The sequence below is a fragment of the Sphingomonas sp. 179-I 2A4 NHS genome (genome assembly GCF_045369135.1).
Lineage (GTDB): Bacteria > Pseudomonadota > Alphaproteobacteria > Sphingomonadales > Sphingomonadaceae > Sphingomonas.
In genome coordinates this window covers 16,148-35,464 of record NZ_JBIQFL010000012.1, presented here as the reverse complement: position 1 = coordinate 35,464, position 19,317 = coordinate 16,148, and the positions used below count along the sequence as shown (strand labels likewise).

Here is a 19,317-nt window from a genome sequence, read left to right as displayed (position 1 = left end):
TTGTCGCCTTTGTTCACGTTACGTTCAATGAACAAAGGAGCTGGCCATGAAGCGTTCGGAATTTATCGGAGAGTTCGACCTCGATGCGGTGCTCACCGAATTGTCGGTCGATCTGGATATTCGCGTTACCCGGCGCATGCTCGCGGGGGCGTGCATCGGCAGCAATCCGGAGGATGCGTATCTCTCGGCGCGCGAGTTGCGGGAATCGCTCGAATGGATCCACGAGGGCGAGAACGAGGGCAAGGTCAAGCTGACCACGATCCTCAGCACCGCGTGCGACGATTTCCAGCGGTGCCTCTATTATTGCGTCGCCGGCAAGGGCGTCGTGACCATGCTCGACGATCTCGTCTGGCTGGAGAAGCTGCTGGAGGCGCGCGGTCGCATCGCCGGGCACATCTATCGCAACAAGCTGCCGGTGAAGCCGCTGGTCAATCCGTATGTCGCGGCCGAGCCGGATGGTCCGTTGGGCCGCTTCGACCCCGCGTTCGCGATCGGCGCGTCCTGGTCGCATGACCCGGGACCCGATTACGATTCCGACGATCGTGGCCCCGGTCCGAAGCTCAAGGGCTGACGACAAAAAGAAAAGGCGGTTCGGCAAGGGAGCATGCCGGACCGCCTCTTCCAGGGGGGGATATCAGTAACGCGCCTCGCACGCGAGCCGTTCCCCGCGCCGCCAGCGCGCCGGATCGATGAATTCTCCCGCATAGGCGCCGCGGCCCGCTGATCGCGCCTGTTCGGCCGCAGCGACATAGCGCGCGGCGCGCTGCGGATCGCCGCGCAGATATTGCGTCGCCGGCACCGCCAGACCCTGCAGGATCAGTTGCTCGCCCAGGTCGTAGCCGTCGACCGTGACGATGGCGATCGGACGGCCGTAGCTGCTCGCGCCGGTCATGCGGATCGTGGCGACACTGCTCTTGAGGATACGCGAGGCGGAATCCTGCGCGAACTTGCCGCACGGATAGCAGGCACCGTCCTTCGAGCACATCTGCTTGCGCTCGAAGGCGTCGGCCCCCGACAGGCGGAAATCGACCGAGACCGTGTCGCCGTCGATCGCCCGCCCCTCGCCGGTGATCGTCGCCCCGTCGCGGCCTTGGGGTTCCCCTGCCCCGCAGGCGGCGAGCGCGGCGATGCCGAGGAGCAGGGCGCCCCTCATGCGTAGCGCAATTCGACTTCGACGTTCGGTCCGTCGACGATGATCGGCAGAACGCGGAAGGGTTGCAGCGGATCGCCGGTGCGCACGATCGAGACCTGGCGTGCGCCGGCATCGAACATCCGCATGGCGACGCGCTGGGCATGGGCGCGGCTGCAGAGCTGCGACCGCTTGGGGCTGGGCGTGACGGGGGGATACGGGGCGGACATGGCGATGATCCTGACGTGGGGGATGTCGGCGATCAACCGAACACCGTCTTGTGGACGCGGGTTTCGGGCTTGGGCGGCACGAGCGTCCACGCCCATTTGCGAAGGTTGCCGATCCGATATTTCGGGTAGCCGTTGCCGGGGATCGCGAGCGAGATCTTGCGGCCGCGCTTGTGGACGATGAACTCGTCGCCCTCATAGCCGTCGACGAAGGTGACCTTGCTCGGCAAGCGGATGTGCATGCCGTGTTCGAGCGGGCGTACCGGCGTCGCGAGCCGCTCGAGGCAGCGTCGGCGCCAGTTCAGGGCACCGGGATCGTCGGTGTCGCCGAGCAGCGACAGGATGCGCTCGGGGCATTCGGCCTCGCATGGCCCGGCGTGTTCGGTCATATCCTTGTAGGCGAACACAAATCCGTCCTTGGCGCGCGGGTTCCAGCTGACCATGCACACGGCCGCGAAGGCGGGTTCGTCGTTGCCATCGGTGGACGGCACCACGGCTGCGTACCAGACCTTGTTGCGCAGGCACGAGGAGGCGATGACGCGCAGCGCCTTCCCCTTTCCGTCCGCGTCGCGGTTGTCGTAGGTGAATTGCGCGTCGAGATAGGCTTTGGGGCCTGTGTGCGGGAACATCGACGACAGCGGCATGCTGAGCCAGCCCATGATGGCGGTCCTTTCGCGGGTGTGGATGGGTGATCGATCAGCCGAACAGGCTGACCGGCTCGGCGACCGGCGCTGTGAGCCGCAATTCCTTGCGCAGCCGCACGGCGAACCGCTCGGGTGCGAGCAGGTCGCGGATCGAGGCGTAGCAGTCGCGCTCCCCGAGGTGGTCGTGACGGCCGCTGACGCGGCGGTAGATGACCTCGCGATCGGCCATGGTGCCGTGGAGCGATAGCTGCATCCACAGCTCCTCGCCGTGTAGGGTGATCTCGCCCGATCGCGACGCGTGGCTGCGGTTCGAGCGCAGGTCATAGTGCGCGGGGTCGAGTCCCAGCGTGTCGGCGAGCCGGCGCAGCGCCTTGCGTCCGTCGCTGTGGAAGCGATCCTTGGCGGCCGCGTCGTGCGCGACGCCCCGCACCGCGAGTGTCAGCAATGCCGGGTGCTGTCGCAACTCGGCGATGCGGTCCATGCAGCGCCGCTTGAGCAGCGCGTCCTCGGACTGCGGCGCGGTAACGCTCGCGAGGTGACGGGCGAGCAGGATGACCGCGGGATCGGTTTCGAAGGCGATCCCGGCGTTGCGGCAGTCATCGATCGCGCGGGTAATGGCGTGGAGGCTCGCTCCGATCGTGACCAGCGCGCTCGGGTCGAGCGCCTGCTGGTGGCGGAAGGCGACGTCGTATGGCATCGATGGGCTCCCTGAGCGCCCTATGCGCTCAGCCCATCCCGTCCCTCTTTCCTTCTTGCCTGGAGTACGGTCAGGATCAGTCCGTGTGCCCGCGATGCCGACCCAGGCCATCCCTGAGCATCGAAACGCAGGTGGCAACCAGCGTCACATTGAGCGCCATCGACACGATCACGGCGATGACGCCCATCGTACCCGACTGGATGCCGCAGAGATTGCGCACGTCCCAGAATTGCGGTTCAAGGCTGCGATTATAGGCCCACATCGCATATTGCATCCGTGGGCTCTCCAGCGTCGCGTGCGCGAAGACCGTCAGGGCGGCGCCGATGGCGAGCAGGGCGAAGCGCAGCCAGAACAGCGACGCTCGGCCGAGCAGCGCGAACAGCAGGACGGGATAGGCGATGAGGCTGAAGGTGAACGGTGTCACCATCGCGCGGAACGGCCATCCGCTGTGATCCACGCGCAGCACATGGTCGGCATGGTGAATGACGGCCAGCACGATCGCCAGAAGAAGGAGATTGCGTGTCGACCGCGAAAGGCCGGTTGTCGGGTCGAAGCTCCGCATCGCATCAGCGCCCTCGGGTGGTAATACGGTCTGGCTATAGCATAAGCCGTCCGGCATCGCCCGACCGACATGCGGCGTCGAACCCGCGTTGCCATGCTGCTTCGAGTCGGCTGCCGCGTCGATGGCAGCAGCCGGTATTGCCCATCACGAAGCACCGCCAGCCCGATTTCTCGGCCTCCCACAGTGGATCGAGCGGCGCCGGCGTCAGCAGCGCCATCAGATCGAGGATCATGCCATGTCCCCTTCGGACTGCGCGATCATCAGCGTGACCGCCTCGTCGATCGCGGAATCGTCCCCATTGACCATTCGGGCCGTCGGCGTGCGCCGCTGGACGTTGGCGAACACCGTTGGCGCTGCCCTGCCCTTCAGCGGATAGCAGAACACCTGGTCGCCCTCGATCGTCACCAGCTTCGTCCGGCATTGCCGGCGCAGCCGCTTCGCTTCCTCGATCCGGGTGATAAGCGCCGCCACCTCGAACTCGAGGCAGTGCGGCATGACGCTGTCGCCGAGCCGCGAGACGGGACGGTTGGCGGCGAGCCAGGCATCGACCGCCTGTTCGGTGACGCTGCCGACGGCATGGTAATCGTCCGCGGCGCCATGCCCGCGGTTCGACGCGAGGAAGGCGCGCTGCCCATCGATCCAGATCTCGGCCGAGTAGCAAGTCGTTTCCTCGGACAAAGCGTCGACCACCTTCAGCTTGCGCAACTCGATGTGCATGGTGAGATCTCCGGGTCATGCCGCGAGGGCTTCGGGTTGGTCGACCTCGGCCGCGCCACCCACGGCGGCGTTGTGGAGCCAGGTCACCGCCTGCTCGGCTTTCGCCGCGGCCTTGATGATCGCGCTCGAATCGCCCTTCAGGATTTTCAGCCAATGGTCGACGTAGCTGGCGTGATTGTCGTGCAGCTCGCCGGGCAGATTGAGGTCGGCGCACACCAGACACTGGCCGATGCAGGCGACCAGCTCCTCGAACGCATAGGCGTTGTCGCCGAACTTCTTGCCGAACTCGCGGTTGAGGCGCTGCGGCGCGCCCGAATAATGGACATATTCGTGCGCGAGCGTGCTGGCGTAATGATCGTCCGAGCGAAACGCGCCGCGCTGCGGTAGCTGGATATAGTCGCCGATCGGCGAATAGAATGCCTGATCGCCGCCATGCCGCACGGTCGCCGGCAGGCCTCCGAAGAAGGCATCGATCGCGGCGCGGTGCCGGCTCTCGATGCGCGGTTCGGGCGGTGCGGGCACCGGATAATAATACGCCGGGAGACCGTCGATCTGATCGACGTTGAACACCGTGTACGAGCGCAGGAACCGGATATTCTTCGTCGCCGCCTCGCCGGTGACGCGGTCCGCCTCGGTTTTCGAGAAGGTTGAATAATAGACGCTGTGCGCGCCATGCTCGCCGCGCCGTACCTGTCCGCCCAACTCGGTCGCCTGTCGGTAGGTCATCCAGTTGCGGCCAGAGAACCCCTGGGCGTCGCCGATCGCCCAGAGATAGAGCGCGTTGATGCCGGTGTAGGGCGTGCCGCAATGCCGCAGCGGTCGCCCCCCTGCCCCGGTCAGTCCCCAGGGGCGCGACCAGGGCAGGACGCCGGCTTCAAGCTTGGCGATTATGAGGTTGGTGATCTCGGCCGCGACATCGCGGCGTGGCGCAGTCGATTTGCGGTGAAAGGTCATGGGAAAGCTCCCTCGATGCGCGGGCCACGCGTGACGGTCCGCGGGTAAAAAGAAGGCGGCCGCCCCGGTGAGGGACAGCCGCCAAGGTGTGCCCGGGAGACGAACGGGCCGGGGGTATCGGGGGGCTATTCGGCCGCGATCAGCGCCTCGTCGCTGTCGATCCCGGCATCGTCGGCACCGAGATCATCGGTGTCGCCGTAGTCGTCGTCGTCGAAGCCCTCATCGCCGGGCTCGTCGTCGATTGCCTCGTCGGCACCGGCGACCGACACGAGATCGAACCGCATCGCGTCGGGCACCCAGGCCAGCGCCGCGTCCTTGGTCTCCGCCTCGGTGATCGCTTCGCCGGCGAACAGCTTCTCGCAGCTGGTCGAGATCTCGCCCTTCTTCGAGGCCATGTAGCGGGCCGCGAGCGGCGCGCCCCCGACGTTGGTGAGCAGCGCCAGCAGCGTACCCTTCGACACGCGGTCGAAGAAGTTCGCCGAGGTAGGGCGCCACCATTTGGCGGGTTCGATCTCGAGGATCGAGGCGAGCCGCGCATGGAGCGGGTTGGTGGTGACCGAGCTGTAATCGGGCTTGGCCTCGAGCGAGGTCGCCACCACGACCGCGAGCCAGGCCGCCTTGGCGTCGTCGCTGAGCGCGCGGAACGCCTCGAACCGCTCGACCGGGTTCGACCCTTCCGTCCACGACGTGTCGAGACCCTCGCGGGCTTCGGCGATCGCGACCTGCGCCTGCGTGGCGGGCTGATCCTTGGGCATCTGCGGGTCCTGCGGACGCCCTGCCCGAACCGTCGTCCCGTAGCGGCCGTAGCCGTGGCTGGGGTCGGCGAGGCAGAACAGCATATAGTCGAGCGCGAGCCCCGGATCGCCGAGGATCGAGGCGGCGAGGATGTCGCGGCGCTGGACCGCCAGTTCGTCATGGAGCCGCGCGCTGAGCGGCTTGCCGCCAGGAGCGACCGCCTCGGGCGGCAGGTCGGCGGTGCGACGCGACGACGGCGACGACGGCAGCGGCCGATCGTCCCCGGGCAGGCGGATCGGCGTTTCGCTGTAATAGGTCGTGTCGAGCGTCATCTTGCCGTCGCGGCCGAGCGTCAGGAAGACGCCGACCTGGCCCTTGACCTCGTCGGTCAGCTCGGGCGCCTTGTCGTGGATCGCCTGATATTCCTCGCGCAGCCGATCCGATTCCGCATCGAGCGCGGCATAGGTGTCGTCATCGATACCCTCGTCCTCCATATCGCTCTCGATGACCTGCACGCGCTCCTCGATCTTGTCGCAGCGCGTCTGTTCCTCGTCCGTCAGCGGCGCTGCCGGCAGCGTCACGCGGTGGAGGTCGGACGTGATGCCGTAGAGGCTGGTCGTGGCGACGGGGCGCACCCATGCGACGCCCAGTTCCTCGCCGAGCCGCTTGGCCTCGGCCTCCATCAGCGAGGCAGCGAGCGTCTGCGCGAGTTCCGGGTCGGTCCAGCGGTCACCGTCCTCGCTGAACAGTTCGCGCTCGATGCGGCCGCCCGCGGCGACATAGGCATCGGCACCGACCAGGATCGCGATCGGATCCGTCGCCTTCATCGTGTCGTTGGCGATCGCGCGACGGATCTGGTCGGCGTTGACGTAGGACGAGTGACCATACTGCTCGAACACGCGCTCCTGCTTGGCCTTGTCGGCCGTCGAGCCGTAGGCCTTGGCCATCTCGTAGGAGATCTTGCCCGCGGCCAGGGCTTCGAAGATCGGTTCGGCAAGATCGGCGAGGCGCAGCCGTCCCTCGATGAAGCGGCGGGTCTGGCCAAACCGTTTGGCGACCGCGTCGACGTCACCGTCGGTCTTGAGGAAGTGCTGGAACGCGACGCATTCCTCGGCGACGGTCATCTGCTCGCGCTGGAAATTCTCGGTCAGCGACACCTCGCGCAGGTCCGCCTCGTCGCCGGTGATGATCTTGACCGGCACGTCATAGTCGGCGGCAACGATCTCGCCGGCTTCGGCCAGCATCATCGCACCGAGATAGCGGCGATCGCCGGCGATTATCTCGAACATGCCCTTCGGGCGGGCGGCGGTCACCAGCAGGTTCTGCATGATGCCGCGAGCGCGGATGCTGGCGGCCATCGCCTCGATATTCTTGGGCGGGGTGGTGCGCACGTTCTTCTCGGAACGCTTCAGCTTCGCGAGTTTGACGGTCTGGGTCATCTATCGTCTCCATGAGCGGGAAAGTGTCCGGTGCACGGGTGTTTCCCCCGACCCGGACACCCTCCCCGCTCCTTCTCCCCTCTCGTTTCCCGCTTGGGCGGGAGGGCGACTGGGGCTCGCCGACAAGCGGCTACCTTGCTGCTAGCTGGCTGTTATCGTGCCGGTCAGGCCATCAGCTTTGCGAGAACCGCATCGGCCGTCTCGACGGGGATGAAGACGCGCGTCTTGTAGGCGATGATCTCTGTGAAGCAGCCGATCGACTTGAGCCACGCGAGCTGGTCGGCCGGTGCGCCGCTGATCTCGATGCGCGGCTTGGCGTTGACGCGTACGCGCTTCACCTCGCACACGAACGGTCGCCGGATCGTGACCGTCCCGCCCTCCATCGCGGCGCGCGCGACCTCGGCCGGGCTGAGCACGTCGTTGCTGTCGAGGCCCATCTTCGAGAACAGCGCCGGCACGTCGCCCGGGAACACCATGCGCCCGAGCCAGGAGCGACCCTCGGCATCGACCACGCGGTTGACCACGAGATGGTCGCTCGGCAGCGCCGACCAGATCGGCAGCAGAAGGCCGGTCGCGAGCCGGATCGTCTCGACGTCGAGCTTGCCGCGGATCTCGTCGACCTCGGCCGACCATTCCGCCTCGAACCGTGCGCGGCTGCATTCCTCCCAGGCCGTCTCGTAGAGATCGTCGAGTGCGAGATATTCGTGCCGGGTCGGACGCATCAGTTCGATGCGCGACACCGCCACCCCGTCCTCGGTCAGCCAGGAGCGCGCGTTGGTGCGCAGCGCGACCTTGCCCGACTTGCCGTTGCGCACGAACACGGCGGTCTGGTCGGTATCGGCGATGCGCAGCACGCGCTCGAGCGACATGGGGTTGCGGCGCCGGGTCACCTCGATCGTCAGCAGGTGCGAGGTCGCCTTGCTGACCGGGTCGGTGCGCAGGATCGTATCGTCGAGCACGGTCGCGGTCTCGACCGTCATCGTCTCGACGCCGACATCGAGTGTCCCCGCCTCGCGCGCGGCCGCGACCCGTGCCTCGACCAGCGCCAGGAATTCGTCAAAGATGCAGTTCTGGAGCCCGATCGGCAGCGCCAGCAACCGGTTGAGCCAGCGCTGGATGGGCGGGAGATCCTCCTTCAACACGCCGTCGGTATCGAGCAGTTCCAGGCCGGTGCGATGCTGGAAATCGGTGAGGTTGGTGCTGGTCAGCTTCCCCGCGACGAGCAGGTGATACCAGCTGATGAGCGCCGCCTTGGCGTAGTCGCTTTCGAGATTATCGGCCGGGTCGAACAGATTCTGCCCCCCGGTCTGGCGCTGGCCGCGCGTCAGAGCGCCGAGGCTGTCTAGACGCCGCGCGATGGTCGAGGTGAACCTGAGTTCGCCCTTGCAGTCGGTCGTGACGGGCCGGAACAGGGGCGAGCAGGCCTGATGCGTGCGGTGGGTACGTCCCAGGCCCTGGATCGCGCGATCGGCCCTCCAGCCCGGCTCCAGGAGCAGATGCGCGCGTTGCTGCTGGTTCTTCGCATCGAGGCTGGCATGATAAGACCGCCCGGTCCCGCCGGCGTCGGAGAAGACCAGGATGCGCTTGGTGCCTTCCATGAAGGCGGCGGAATCGGCCTGCGTGGCGCGGGCCGAGCGCGATTCGAGCTTCTGCCCTCCCCCGCTCACCGTGATGAGGCGCTTGGTGCGCCCCGTCACCTCGGCGACCATCTCGGTGCCGAACCGGGTGATGATGGCATCGAGCACGGCCGCGATCGGCGGCAGCGCGCAAAGCTGCTCGACCAGATTGTCGCGCTCGGCTTCGGCTTCGGGGTTGGTGACCGGGTGGCCGCTCTCGTCGAACAGCGGTCGCGAGCGCACCTCGCCGGTGTCATCGCGGAAGAAGGTCATCTGCTGGACCGGGAATGCCCGCGTCAGATAGTCGATCACGGCCTCGCGCGGGGAGAGATCGATGTCGAGGTCGGCGCGCTCGTCGGGCGACAGTTCGCCCAGGCGGCGGTCGAGGATCGCCTCGGCGGTGCTGACCAGCTGCAGCACGACCGACTGATCGGCCGCCAGATGCTGTTCGATCGCCGCGATGACGGTCGGGAGCTTCGCTGACAGGAGGAGCGCCCCGAAGAACCGCTGCTTGCAGCTTTCGAACCGCGAGCGCGCCGCGGCCTTCGCGCCCGAGTCGAGCGTCTTGCCCTCGTTGCCGTCGACGACGCCGGTGAGTTCGAGCGCCTTTTCAAGGCCGCGATGGATGATCGCCCAGGCATCGGCATAGGTGTCGTACACCGCGATCTGTTCAGGCGTCAGCTCGTGGCGGAGGATGTCATATTCGACCCCGGCGAAGCTCAGCGCGCGCGCGGTGTAGAGGCCGGTCGCCTTGAGATCGCGCGCGACCAGTTCCATCGCCGCGATCCCGCCCTGCCGGATCTGGGTGATGAACGCCTCGCGGTTGGCGAAGGCGGTCTCCGGCCCCCACAGGCCGAGCCGCACGGCATAGGCGAGGTTGTTCACCTCCGACGCGCCGGTCGCCGAGGCGTAGAGCACGCGGGCGTCGGGCAGGTGGTTCTGCAGGAGAACGCCGGCGATGCCCTGCTGCGAGCCCTTCTTGGTGCCCATCGACCCTTCGCCACCCGCGACGCCGCCCATCTCATGCGCCTCGTCGAACGCGATGACGCCGTCGAAGTCGGCACCGGCCCAGGCGATGATTTGATCGAGCCGGGTGGCGTCGCCGCGGTTGGAGCGCAGCGTCGGATAGGTCACGAACAGGACGCCCTCGTCCATCGTGACGGGCTCGTCGATCTTCCAGCGCGAGAGCGGCTGCACATCGGCCGCGAGACCGCCGAGCGCGGTCCAGTCGCGGATCGCGTCGGCATGGAGCGCCTCGTTCTTGCTGATCCAGATGTTCTTGCGACGACCCGCCAGCCAGTTGTCGAGGATGACGGCCGCGACCTGCCGCCCCTTCCCTGCCCCGGTGCCGTCGCCCAGGAAATAGCCCTTGCGGTACGCGCGTCCGTCGTCGGAGAGCACCAGCCCCACGCCCTCCTTGTCTGGCTTGCTCAGGCCCGGGATATACTGGGTCCAGGCATGGCCGGCGTAAACGACGGTCTCGAGCTGCGAGGAGGACAGGAGGCGTTCGGTGACGGTGCGTTCGGGCAGCGACGGAACATGGACGGGGATCGGCGCGGGGATCGAGCCCATCGCGATCGATTCCACCAGCGCGGTCGGATGCTCGCCGGCAGCGTCGAACACGATACGGCTCGGCCGATAGGGCAGATAGACGCCGGACTGCTCGGCGAGTGGCGCCGGCGTCTCGAGTACCTGGTAGCCGACCGGGAGAACCTCGTTCCTGGCGAGAGCGCGGAAGATGCGCGGGGTGGCAGCGGGCTTCGATCTCACGCTGCGCAGGAGGGACAGCCCCCCGCCCCGCTTGACCGGCGCCGGAGTGGCGGCCTCCGGGATCAGATCCTGCCGGGGCGGGATGACCAGCGCCTCGACCAGGTCGCTTACGGCGCCGCGCTGGAGCGTGACCGTCGTGGTATCACCCACCGTCTTGTCGATGACATAGAGTCGCACCGCGACTCCGGTGCCGTGCTTGCCATAGGCATGGGTCAGCCGGATCGAGGTGCGCAGCGCGACGCTCGCCAGCGTCGTCGACCAGATCGTGCCCATGCGCGCGGAGTTGAAGAACCAGTCGGGCATGATCGCGACGACGCGCCCGCCAGGCCGCACACGCTTGATCGCCGCCTGCAGGTGGCGGACCGCAGCGAGCGCGTCGGCACCGCGGCCGAGCGAGCGCGAGAAGGGCGGGTTCATCAGGATGAGGCTGGGGCGCTCCGCGGATGCCATGACGCTGGCGATCTGCGCGCCGTCGTGGCCGGTAACGCTGGCTTTCGGGAAGGTGGCCGACAGCCGCTCGCGGCGCGCGGGATCGATCTCGTTGAGCTGGAGCGCCGCGATCGGCGGGAGGCCCGCTACCAGGAGACCGTTGCCGGCGCTCGGTTCGAGTACGATGTCATCCGCGCGTGCGTTCGCGAGCATGACCGTGATCGTGGCGAGATCGAGCGGGGTCGAGAATTGCTGCCAGTCGATCTGCTCCTCGCTGCGCACGGTCTGGGTAGGAAGGCGCGCCATAAGCCCGATCGCGGCGTCGACCGCCGGCGTGGTGCCTGCTGCGCATACCGCCAGCGCGGTCGCATGCTCCAGCACCTCGAAGCTCTCGCGCTGGGTCCAGTGACCATCGGCGTCGGTGCCGCCATAGGCGCGGATCATCGCGTCGTTGAGCATCGCTCGGGTGATCTTCGCGTCGCCGGCGATCGCGGGGAGCAGCAGGCGGGCGGCAGCGGTGGCATGGTCGGCGCGCGCGGGCGCAGGGTCGAACAGGTCGGTCATGGGGGTCTCCGGGTCTGTGGCTGCTCGTGCAGCTCACGACCCCGACCCCCCTTCCCTCTCAGGCTCCGGGTTTCACGACGTCGGCCCAGTCGCCATAACGTGAGGGTGGCGGTATCCGCTTCAGCGTCAGCCCGCGCGGCCGATAGGCGGCCCACGCCTTGCGTCGTGCGCGTCGGCCCTCGAAGTCATTGTCCTCGGCGAAGATCAGCGTGGTGACGCTATCGGGGATGTGGACACGGTCGAGCCGCGCCGCGCCGAGCGTCGCCCAGCACGGGATGCCGTGGATCTGGGTGAAGGCGGCCGAGGTCTCGAACCCCTCACCAAGCGCCAATGTGTCGGTGACGCGCATGCCCTGCCAGGTCGCACCTCCCGGCGTGCCGAGCGTCGCCTTGTCGAGATAGCCGCCATGCGCGAGGTCGAGGAAGATGCGCTGAATCGAGCGCAGCGTGCGCCCCTCCCGCGCCGCGATCAGCAGCGCCGGGAGGAACCGGGTATGCGGTTTCGGTCCCCACGGACAGCGCGGGTGGTAGCTCAGGTCGTCGAAGGCGCCGGTGATGCCGCGAAAGCGGAGATAGGCTTCCGCGGGCGTTCCGGCGATCGGCAACCCCTCGTTCCACAGCCGTTCGATGTTGGCGGGTCTGCCGGTGCGCTGTTCAGCGGGTGGGTCGTAGGTGCGTCCGGGTCTGATGCGCGCGATCTCGCGGAGCACGTCCTCGGCGGTGCAGCCGGCGAAGCAGTGAACGAGGATGCCGTCATGGCCCTGCCGGATCGAGAGGCTGGGATCGCTGTCGGCGTGGGCCGGGCAACGGCACATGGCGTTGTAGCCGTGCCAGGTGCCGCCGAGGGCGCCGACGATGTCCACGATGGTCTGGGTGGGTTTTAGCGCAACGAGGGGCATGACCGATCCTTTCTCGCTGCCTCTGACCCCCTTCTCTCTCTTCCTAGGTGACTCAGTAGCTGCTGGCTAGCAGCTAGCGGAAGATCCCCGTGTTAGCAGTTAGACCTCCGCTATCTAGCGTTGAGATGGCTGGTATCTAGCGGCTAGCTACCTTTGAGCTAGCAGTTTCTCATAAGCGTCGAGTGCCTTCTCGAGCACTTCTGTAAGAAGCAGACCCTCACGTTGAGCTATTTCGCGGATTCGATTGTCCCATTCGGGTGTGACCCTAGTCGCAAATTGTTGAGTGCGGTTAGTCTTGCGCGAACTGCGGGCATCAATGCGGGTTGCGGTTATCAGCGGTGCAGCCGGAGGGGCGGGGGCTACTTCGGGTGCATCCAAATTCTGGCTCGCCTCACTGATTGGTGGGGGTGAACCCAAACGAGTAGCCTTCTTTAGCTTCGAGATATCGGCCATCATTCACCCCGCTACTTTGTCGATTAGGGATTGGATCAGAGTATCAGCACGCTGGTTAAGGCCGGAGAATTTGGTTTCGGTAATTGACAGGCCTTGGTTCTGCGCTTGCCGGTATGCTGGTCGTTCCACGATCGAACCGTCGAGGACATTATACCCCGCTTCGGTCAAATACGCCCGCGCGTCATTTTCTTCAGCCGAAGTTCCAATGCGGTTGAGCGCAAAAACGAGCCGTCCAGTCGGGATACCCTCCTTAACAAGGGCATGGTATTCGCGGACGGCAGGCCTGAGATCGTCCAAGGATGCGCCGGTGGGTTGAACCACGAGTGACGATGACCGTGCAATTTCAAGTGTAGCTTTGCTGGTCCGAGCGGGGCCGTCGATGATAAGCAGATCGAAGCCGTCTGCAGCGGCCAGGGCCTGAGACGCGGTTTTGAATGCCTCAACCGACACAATCGGCTCGATGGAGATGCCAAGGCGTGCTCGGTGCCAATCGACCGAAGTGCCCTGTTGAGTATCGAGATCGGCGATTTTAACCCGCAGTTCGCCTGCCGCCGCCTCGCGAGCAAGGGCTCTTGCCAAGGTGCTTTTTCCTACACCGCCTTTTTGTGAGACGAATGCTACGACAGCAGCCATGACCGATCCTGTGATAGTTCGAACGACTGGATAGCTAGCCGCTCTCTAGCAGTTTGGCAACCGCTACCTATGTGATAGCTAGCTGATACCCAACCAGCAGATATCTGTGAGCTAGCTGCTACCCACGGGGGTTTGCCTGACCTAGTCTGGATCAAGCACTGGGAGATAGTGGAATTTTTTTCCACGTTGTGCGGTTGATCGAAACATGATGTTCAATGATCGATGAACACGCGATCGAACTCGAGCTTATGCGTAGTGGGTAGTGTTATGGCACTGCTATGGGCGCAAACATCGGCAGCTAAGCAGGCCGAGGTAATGACATTTGATGGGCAGGCAGTTGAAGCCGTCATCGATGTGGGCCCGAGAATGCGGGGTATGCCAACAGACGGAACGCCGCCAGTACCAAGCATGGAAGCCGTTTTAGGCAATGACTTCAGATCATTCGGCAGCCCCGTAATGGAACCCCAAGAGGAGGCAATAAGCACGTCGCATATATCGGTGCCCCTTTGGATGCAGACTGGCCAGGTTTCGGGGGGAGCTGGCCGGGCAGCGATGTCCGATATGGCAAGTTATCTCTACACCCCACAGGCTTGCTCAATCACACCCTACCGTCCACGCGGCGATTTTCCAGGCTGGCTCGAAGCTCGGCGGGCTCAATATTACCCCTTGATCCAGGCCGTGGCGTGCGAAGCTGGTGTGCCAGTCGGGCTTTTCGATGCACTGGTGGCCCAGGAAAGCCGCTATGACCCATTGATCGTATCACCGAAGGGCGCCGTTGGCCTTACCCAATTGATGCCCGGTACAGCGCGTGGACTTGGGGTTTTCAATTCGAGAGATCCGTTGTCGAACCTGAGGGGAGGGGCCAGATACCTCCGCGCGCATCTGGATGAGTTCAAGCGGGTCGATCTAGCCTTGGCCGCGTACAATGCAGGTCCAGGACGCGTTCGATCGATGCGCCGTATTCCGCCGTTTCGCGAGACGATGGACTATGTCGCAGCGATCACTCGAGGGTGGAGCACCGGATCGTTCAGGACAGCATCGATTCAGACCGCCGGTTTGGCAGTGGGTCGACAGGAATTCCGGGGCAGGGGGGTCCAGTTACTCGCTTACACATCTACAAGAGTATCGAACCCGAGGTAGTGCGCGTAATAGATCGCAATTCCGAGGATCGCCGGCGCGCCGAGCAGATAGTTGATCTGCCAACGTATCCACAACCGGGGTGCAACGAGTACCTTATCGAGGACGGTCGCAGTTGGGAGTTTCCTAGTTCCCAGACGATAATCGTAGGCGGTCTTTATCATCGCGAGGACAGCGCACAGCGCCACCATGACGCCGACCGCGGCATAGAGTGAAAGCCAGGCCTGAAGTGTCGCTTGGGGCATGCCGACCACCTAGCAGCAAGATGCTGACGGTCCATTAACCGCTGAATCGCGCATTAGTTACCAGGAGCTGGCGCGCCGTGTCGGCGATCATCGTGCCCAGGCCCTTGTCTCCCATCACCATCGAACTCATCAGACCCTTGGCCTGCTCGAGCGTCAGTTGCGGTGGAAACGGCACGACCTCGGGATCGGTCTTCACCTCGATGAGCGTCGGGCGATCGGCGGAGAGCGCAACTTCCCACGCCGGCCCAAGCGCGGATGGATCATCGACGTAGATGCCGCCAAGCCCCAGCAATTCCGCGAAGCGCGCGTAGGGGACGTCCGGAATATCCTGCGTCGTCGGGAAACGCGGATTGCCTTCCATCACCCGCTGTTCCCACGTGACCTCGTTGAGATCGCCGTTGTTGAAGACGCAGACGATGAAGCGCGGATCGCGCCACTGCTTCCAATATTTCTGGACGGTGATGAGTTCGGCCAGATTGTTCATCTGCATTGCGCCGTCGCCGACCAGCGCCACGACGGGCCGATCAGGATAAGCAAACTTGGCCGCGATCGCATAGGGAACCGCAGCGCCCATAGAGGCTAAACCGCCCGAGAGAGAGGCACGCTGCCCGACCTTCACGCGATAGTCGCGCGCGTACCAGTTGGCGCATGAGCCCGAATCCGAGGTGACGATCGCGTCGGCGGGCAGACGCGGCGACATTTCCCAGACCACGCGCTGGGGATTGACGGGCTTTGCTTCCGCCATGGCGCGTTCCTCGAGCGTCTGCCACCACTGCGCAGTCGCCTTCTCGATGCCTTCGCGCCAACTGCGATCATCCTTGCGCTGGAGCAGCGGGATCAGCGCTTTCAGCGTTTCGGCCGCATCTCCATGCAGGTTGACCTCGACGGGGTAGCGCAGCCCCAGCATCGATGCGTCGATGTCGACCTGCACGGCCCTCGCCTGCCCGTCTTTCGGCAGGAACTCGGCCCAGGGAAAGCCCGTGCCGATCAGCAGAAGCGTGTCGCACTCGCGCATGAGGTCGGACGATGGCTTGGTCCCGAGCAAGCCGATCGCCCCGGTCACGAACGGCAGATCGTCAGGCAGGACATCCTTGCCGAGCAACGCTTTGGCGACGCCGGCGCCAAGCAGGTCGGCGACCTCGGTCACCACGGCCGACGCGCCGCGGGCTCCCGCCCCAATCAGGATAGCGACCTTGGCGCCTGCATTCAGTACCTCCGCCGCGCGCGCGAGATCGGCGGGCTGCGGGACGACGATCGGATGTGCATAGCCGGTGCCCGAGCGGGTGAAGCCGTGCGCCTGGCCCGGCTCCTCATATTTCGTATCCTGTATGTCCTTGGGCAGCACGATGGTTGAGACCGCGTTGCCCGCGACCGCGATCCGGATCGCGCGATCGGTCACATGGCGGACCTGCGCCGGCGCGCTCGCCTCCTGCACATAGGCGGCGACGTCGGCAAACAGTCGGTCGAGATTGAGCTCCTGCTGATAGCTTGCACCGCGCACGGTGCTCTCGGCCTGGCCCGCGATCGCGAGGACCGGGACATGGTCGAGCTTGGCGTCATAGAGCCCGGTGATCAGGTGGGTCGCGCCCGGACCGCCGGTCGACAGGCAGACGCCGAGCTCGCCGGTGAATTTCGCATGCGCCGTCGCCATGAAGGCCGCCATCTCCTCGTGGCGGACCTGGATGAACTCGATGCCCGAGCCTTCCTTCTCGGCGCGCTGGAGCGCCCCCAGCACGCCATTGATGCCATCGCCAGAATAGCCGTAGATTCGGCTCACGCCCCAATCCTTGAGGCGCTGGACGAAGAAATCGCTCGACATGCGGGCCATGCCGCCCTCCACTTTGGGATTTGGTTTCGAGCCGGAGAGGTTCAGTCACGCATGCTCGCGCTGACGAGAAGAACGTCGCAGTGCGCACAGGCGTTCCCGCCGGTCGGCGGCTTCGCCCCCATCGGTGCGCGCTAGGGCCGGCCCGACGGCGAGCTCGCTTCTTCGGTCGTTGAGGCATGTCGGTGTCGCTCACTGCCCAACCGCGCCAGGTCATCGGTTTGCGACTGTCCAAACGCGGACAGCTAAAACCTGTCATTCACCGCCGAAACGCTTCGCGAGACGCGCACTCGCTCCGCTCTTGGCCGCCAGCTTCGCGCCATAGCGCATGACCGTCTTGGGATCGCGCCAGCGATAGGCCTGCATGATGGCGGGCAGGCTCTCTCCTGCCGCAAAATTGTCTTGCGCCACGCCAACCCGGATCGAATGGCTCGACACGGCCGCGACCCAGCGCTCGAGCTCGGCCTCGCTCATCGCCCCCAGCAGTTTCTTGTCGAATGCCTGGCGGATCAACCGCTTGTAGATGAGCGTGATCGTGCCGGGGTTGAGCGCCTCCTCTCCCACACCGCGGATCGAGCCATCGAACCAGGTTTCGACGCGCCGGAACAGGGCCCCGCGCGCAATCCCGGCCTTGTCGCACCATTCAGCGATCGCGCGCATGGTCGCGGGCGAGAGATAGGCGAGAGCCCCCTGCCCTTCCTGATCGGTCTTGCTGCGGCCGATCTCGACCACCCCTGCCCCGTCGACGTCGGGCCCGTCGATATGCTCGATACGCATCGCCGCGAGTTCGGAGCGCCGGCAGCCGGTATCATAGTTGACCTGCAGTAGCGCGCGATCGCGCGCGCCCAGGAGATCGCGGCGCGTGGCCTTGAGGAGGACCGCGAGGCTCACGCCGCTCGCCGGCGCGTCGAGATCGCTGACATCGCCCTTGTAGCGGATACCCCGCGCCTGCGTCTGGCGGGTGCCGAGAAGCTTGCGCGCCGCCTTGTGCTCGAGCTGCACGAGCGGGGCTGCGGTCGGATCGTCCAGCCCCGCCATGCGATAGGCCCAGCCGATATTGACGAGATAGCGCGCGATCGTCGCGGCCGCCCTCTGCGGCGTCGCCCGCGTCGCCTCATCATGATCCTGACCCGACAGCGCGCGGACATAGGCCGCGACGGTCTCGGCGGTCGCCTCCCCTGCCCGCACTCGGGTGCGCCGGCACCAAGCATCCCAGAGCTTCATGTCGGAAAGGAACGCGCGGATCGTGTTCGGCGACCAGGCCCGCGCCGCGGCCGCGATGACCTGCGGATCGACCGCCGCCTTGTCGATAGCCAGCGCGCGGACCTCGCCCACGACGTCGTCGGCGCCGGCGGGCGGCGTGCTTTGCCTGCGGGTGAGGGCCGTTTTCGCCATGACGGCGAGACATAGCCCGGTCCTTCTCATAATAATAGGGTCGTGATAATCTCCCATTATCACGACTACGCATACGAGCCAATTTGACTGAGAGCAGCTCTGGGTTAAAAGACGGCGTGGACGCGCCTCTCTCGAACAGCCGCTACGGCCCCGCCTACAGCGCGAAGATGGTCTCCGCGATCGCCTCCTGCACGGCCGCCATTACGCGTCTCGATGCCCGGTTTTGCGTTAGTTCGGTGGCATCGGCCTGGGCACGCCGCGCCGCCTGGAGTGGCTACACCCGGGCCCTGCAACTGCAATCGGCCGAGATCGACGAAATTGACGTATTTTCCTGGGGCTGCGGGCTGCAAATCCCCGGCCGGCCGCTGCGGTCGACCAACCTCGACCTGTTCGATCGCTTTCCCGCCTGGGAAGCGGCGCTGCGCGATCCCGACCCCCTCGCCTGGCGCGACGCGCTCCCGACCGCGATCGGCGAGATCGAGATAGCCGCGGACCATTCGCCGCTGATCCGCGCGCTCGATCGGGTCCGCCAGCATGCGCGTCTCGACAGCACCGCCCTGCCCTGGCTCTCGCTGCCCTTCGCTCTGCGCGACAAGGGGATGGTGACCACTCCCCTGCCCTGCCTCGTGGGCGGCGTGAAGGCGTTTAGGCTGAAGCGAACTGTCGGAGACGAGGACTGGTATGCGGCCATGCGCAGCCTTGAGGCAAGCGCCACCGCAAACCTCGCACGGTTGCACGAGCTGGAAAAGCTCCATCGCGCGGCCCAGCATGCGATCGTCGCGGAATATCGACCTGGCCACCTCCCGGGGCTCGCGGCCCTCCTCCATCACCGGCCACTGCTCTCGCCTCAGTCGCTGGCGGAGCTGCTCAGCATGAGCGTTGCCGGCGCGAGCAAACTGCTGGGCCGTGCCGTCGACTGCGGCTTGCTCGTGGAGATCACCCAGCGGCGGACCTGGCGCGTGTTCCTGAGCACGGACCTTGCCATCGAGTTTGGCTTTGCAGCGCCCAAGCGTGGACGGCCGCGCAACGTGGTCCCTCCCCCGCCAGCGAGCCGCGAGCTGTCGGAGGTCTTCGATGCCTTCGATCGCGAGATGGAGAACATCGACAAGCTTCTCCAGCATCGCGCCGAGAGTTTGTGAACGACAGTCCGTAGGAGGATCTTTCGCTTGCCGCCCGGTCTGATGAACCGGTCTATCAACCGGAGCATCCTTCTGTCGAACGATTGGAATGTCGTCGGCTGGCCGGGGC

General features: G+C 65.7%; 18 protein-coding genes. 3 read left to right on the top strand and 15 right to left on the bottom strand.

Features of this window, described 5'->3' with window-relative positions:
• Positions 1-46: 46 nt before the first annotated feature.
• Positions 47-571 carry a hypothetical protein gene (locus ACH0CP_RS16095; RefSeq protein WP_016510268.1) on the top strand — a complete coding sequence of 175 codons (525 nt, stop codon included), beginning with the start codon at positions 47-49 and terminating at the stop codon, positions 569-571.
• 63 nt (positions 572-634) lie between these two features.
• On the opposite strand, the gene ACH0CP_RS16090 is transcribed toward ACH0CP_RS16095, so the two are convergent.
• The 12 genes from ACH0CP_RS16090 to ACH0CP_RS16035 form a co-directional block, all read right to left on the bottom strand.
• Positions 635-1,153 carry a thermonuclease family protein gene (locus ACH0CP_RS16090; RefSeq protein WP_037447358.1) on the bottom strand — a complete coding sequence of 173 codons (519 nt, stop codon included), beginning with the start codon at positions 1,151-1,153 and terminating at the stop codon, positions 635-637.
• Positions 1,150-1,395: a hypothetical protein gene (locus ACH0CP_RS16085; protein ID WP_081873262.1), complete on the bottom strand. Its 246-nt coding sequence runs from the start codon at positions 1,393-1,395 to the stop codon at positions 1,150-1,152. The genes ACH0CP_RS16090 and ACH0CP_RS16085 overlap by 4 nt, the downstream gene beginning before the upstream one ends.
• Complete coding sequence (locus ACH0CP_RS16080; protein WP_037447360.1) at positions 1,392-2,015, bottom strand: DUF6927 domain-containing protein; 624 nt, start codon at positions 2,013-2,015, stop codon at positions 1,392-1,394. Before ACH0CP_RS16080 ends, ACH0CP_RS16085 begins: the two co-directional genes overlap by 4 nt.
• Positions 2,016-2,052: 37 nt before the next feature.
• A complete protein-coding gene (locus ACH0CP_RS16075; protein WP_037447363.1) occupies positions 2,053-2,697 on the bottom strand; it encodes a hypothetical protein in 645 nt (214 codons plus the stop codon).
• A gap of 76 nt (positions 2,698-2,773) precedes the next feature.
• Positions 2,774-3,259, bottom strand: a complete 486-nt coding sequence (locus ACH0CP_RS16070; RefSeq protein ID WP_037447366.1) for a hypothetical protein — start codon at positions 3,257-3,259, stop codon at positions 2,774-2,776.
• A gap of 34 nt (positions 3,260-3,293) precedes the next feature.
• A complete protein-coding gene (locus ACH0CP_RS16065) occupies positions 3,294-3,491 on the bottom strand; it encodes a hypothetical protein (protein ID WP_037447380.1) in 198 nt (65 codons plus the stop codon).
• Positions 3,488-3,976, bottom strand: coding sequence for a hypothetical protein (locus ACH0CP_RS16060; protein WP_037447383.1), 489 nt, complete (start codon positions 3,974-3,976; stop codon positions 3,488-3,490). The genes ACH0CP_RS16065 and ACH0CP_RS16060 overlap by 4 nt, the downstream gene beginning before the upstream one ends.
• Before the next feature lie 15 nt (positions 3,977-3,991).
• Positions 3,992-4,930, bottom strand: a complete 939-nt coding sequence (locus tag ACH0CP_RS16055; protein ID WP_037447385.1) for an ArdC family protein — start codon at positions 4,928-4,930, stop codon at positions 3,992-3,994.
• Positions 4,931-5,055: 125 nt separating this feature from the next.
• On the bottom strand, positions 5,056-7,104 hold the full coding sequence (locus tag ACH0CP_RS16050; protein ID WP_037447387.1) for a ParB/RepB/Spo0J family partition protein: 2,049 nt from the start codon (positions 7,102-7,104) through the stop codon (positions 5,056-5,058).
• Between the two features lie 164 nt (positions 7,105-7,268).
• The gene (locus ACH0CP_RS16045; protein ID WP_037447389.1) at positions 7,269-11,483 is read right to left on the bottom strand and encodes a strawberry notch family protein; all 4,215 of its coding nucleotides are present in this window, start codon (positions 11,481-11,483) and stop codon (positions 7,269-7,271) included.
• Positions 11,484-11,541: 58 nt separating this feature from the next.
• Positions 11,542-12,381: a toprim domain-containing protein gene (locus tag ACH0CP_RS16040; protein ID WP_037447391.1), complete on the bottom strand. Its 840-nt coding sequence runs from the start codon at positions 12,379-12,381 to the stop codon at positions 11,542-11,544.
• A gap of 456 nt (positions 12,382-12,837) precedes the next feature.
• Positions 12,838-13,467 carry a ParA family protein gene (locus ACH0CP_RS16035; protein ID WP_029623217.1) on the bottom strand — a complete coding sequence of 210 codons (630 nt, stop codon included), beginning with the start codon at positions 13,465-13,467 and terminating at the stop codon, positions 12,838-12,840.
• Positions 13,468-13,689: 222 nt separating this feature from the next.
• Between ACH0CP_RS16035 and ACH0CP_RS16030 the strand changes: the two genes are divergently transcribed.
• Entirely contained in the window at positions 13,690-14,607 is a 918-nt protein-coding gene (locus tag ACH0CP_RS16030; RefSeq protein WP_171007652.1) for a lytic transglycosylase domain-containing protein, read from the top strand.
• Here ACH0CP_RS16030 and ACH0CP_RS16025 read toward each other — a convergent pair.
• The 3 genes from ACH0CP_RS16025 to ACH0CP_RS16015 all read right to left on the bottom strand — a co-directional run bounded on the left by ACH0CP_RS16025 (position 14,574) and on the right by ACH0CP_RS16015 (position 18,069).
• Positions 14,574-14,849, bottom strand: coding sequence for a hypothetical protein (locus ACH0CP_RS16025; protein WP_010408871.1), 276 nt, complete (start codon positions 14,847-14,849; stop codon positions 14,574-14,576). The genes ACH0CP_RS16030 and ACH0CP_RS16025 overlap by 34 nt on opposite strands.
• A gap of 34 nt (positions 14,850-14,883) precedes the next feature.
• Positions 14,884-16,677, bottom strand: coding sequence for a thiamine pyrophosphate-requiring protein (locus tag ACH0CP_RS16020; protein ID WP_037447408.1), 1,794 nt, complete (start codon positions 16,675-16,677; stop codon positions 14,884-14,886).
• 252 nt (positions 16,678-16,929) lie between these two features.
• Positions 16,930-18,069, bottom strand: a complete 1,140-nt coding sequence (locus ACH0CP_RS16015) for a tyrosine-type recombinase/integrase (RefSeq protein ID WP_010408866.1) — start codon at positions 18,067-18,069, stop codon at positions 16,930-16,932.
• 116 nt (positions 18,070-18,185) lie between these two features.
• Here ACH0CP_RS16015 and ACH0CP_RS16010 point away from each other — a divergent pair, with 116 nt between their 5' ends.
• Positions 18,186-19,208: a hypothetical protein gene (locus tag ACH0CP_RS16010; RefSeq protein ID WP_205499236.1), complete on the top strand. Its 1,023-nt coding sequence runs from the start codon at positions 18,186-18,188 to the stop codon at positions 19,206-19,208.
• Positions 19,209-19,317 lie beyond the last annotated feature (109 nt).

Excerpts from the sequence above, each read along its gene's own strand:
- ACH0CP_RS16095 (WP_016510268.1), top strand. The coding sequence starts at position 47 with ATGAAGCGTTCGGAATTTATCGGAGAGTTCGACCTCGATGCGGTGCTC.
- ACH0CP_RS16090 (WP_037447358.1), bottom strand. The coding sequence starts at position 1,153 with ATGAGGGGCGCCCTGCTCCTCGGCATCGCCGCGCTCGCCGCCTGCGGG.
- ACH0CP_RS16080 (WP_037447360.1), bottom strand. The coding sequence starts at position 2,015 with ATGGGCTGGCTCAGCATGCCGCTGTCGTCGATGTTCCCGCACACAGGC.
- ACH0CP_RS16075 (WP_037447363.1), bottom strand. The coding sequence starts at position 2,697 with ATGCCATACGACGTCGCCTTCCGCCACCAGCAGGCGCTCGACCCGAGC.
- ACH0CP_RS16070 (WP_037447366.1), bottom strand. The coding sequence starts at position 3,259 with ATGCGGAGCTTCGACCCGACAACCGGCCTTTCGCGGTCGACACGCAAT.
- ACH0CP_RS16065 (WP_037447380.1), bottom strand. The coding sequence starts at position 3,491 with ATGATCCTCGATCTGATGGCGCTGCTGACGCCGGCGCCGCTCGATCCA.
- ACH0CP_RS16060 (WP_037447383.1), bottom strand. The coding sequence starts at position 3,976 with ATGCACATCGAGTTGCGCAAGCTGAAGGTGGTCGACGCTTTGTCCGAG.
- ACH0CP_RS16055 (WP_037447385.1), bottom strand. The coding sequence starts at position 4,930 with ATGACCTTTCACCGCAAATCGACTGCGCCACGCCGCGATGTCGCGGCC.
- ACH0CP_RS16050 (WP_037447387.1), bottom strand. The coding sequence starts at position 7,104 with ATGACCCAGACCGTCAAACTCGCGAAGCTGAAGCGTTCCGAGAAGAAC.
- ACH0CP_RS16045 (WP_037447389.1), bottom strand. The coding sequence starts at position 11,483 with ATGACCGACCTGTTCGACCCTGCGCCCGCGCGCGCCGACCATGCCACC.
- ACH0CP_RS16040 (WP_037447391.1), bottom strand. The coding sequence starts at position 12,381 with ATGCCCCTCGTTGCGCTAAAACCCACCCAGACCATCGTGGACATCGTC.
- ACH0CP_RS16035 (WP_029623217.1), bottom strand. The coding sequence starts at position 13,467 with ATGGCTGCTGTCGTAGCATTCGTCTCACAAAAAGGCGGTGTAGGAAAA.
- ACH0CP_RS16030 (WP_171007652.1), top strand. The coding sequence starts at position 13,690 with ATGAACACGCGATCGAACTCGAGCTTATGCGTAGTGGGTAGTGTTATG.
- ACH0CP_RS16025 (WP_010408871.1), bottom strand. The coding sequence starts at position 14,849 with ATGCCCCAAGCGACACTTCAGGCCTGGCTTTCACTCTATGCCGCGGTC.
- ACH0CP_RS16020 (WP_037447408.1), bottom strand. The coding sequence starts at position 16,677 with ATGGCCCGCATGTCGAGCGATTTCTTCGTCCAGCGCCTCAAGGATTGG.
- ACH0CP_RS16015 (WP_010408866.1), bottom strand. The coding sequence starts at position 18,069 with ATGGCGAAAACGGCCCTCACCCGCAGGCAAAGCACGCCGCCCGCCGGC.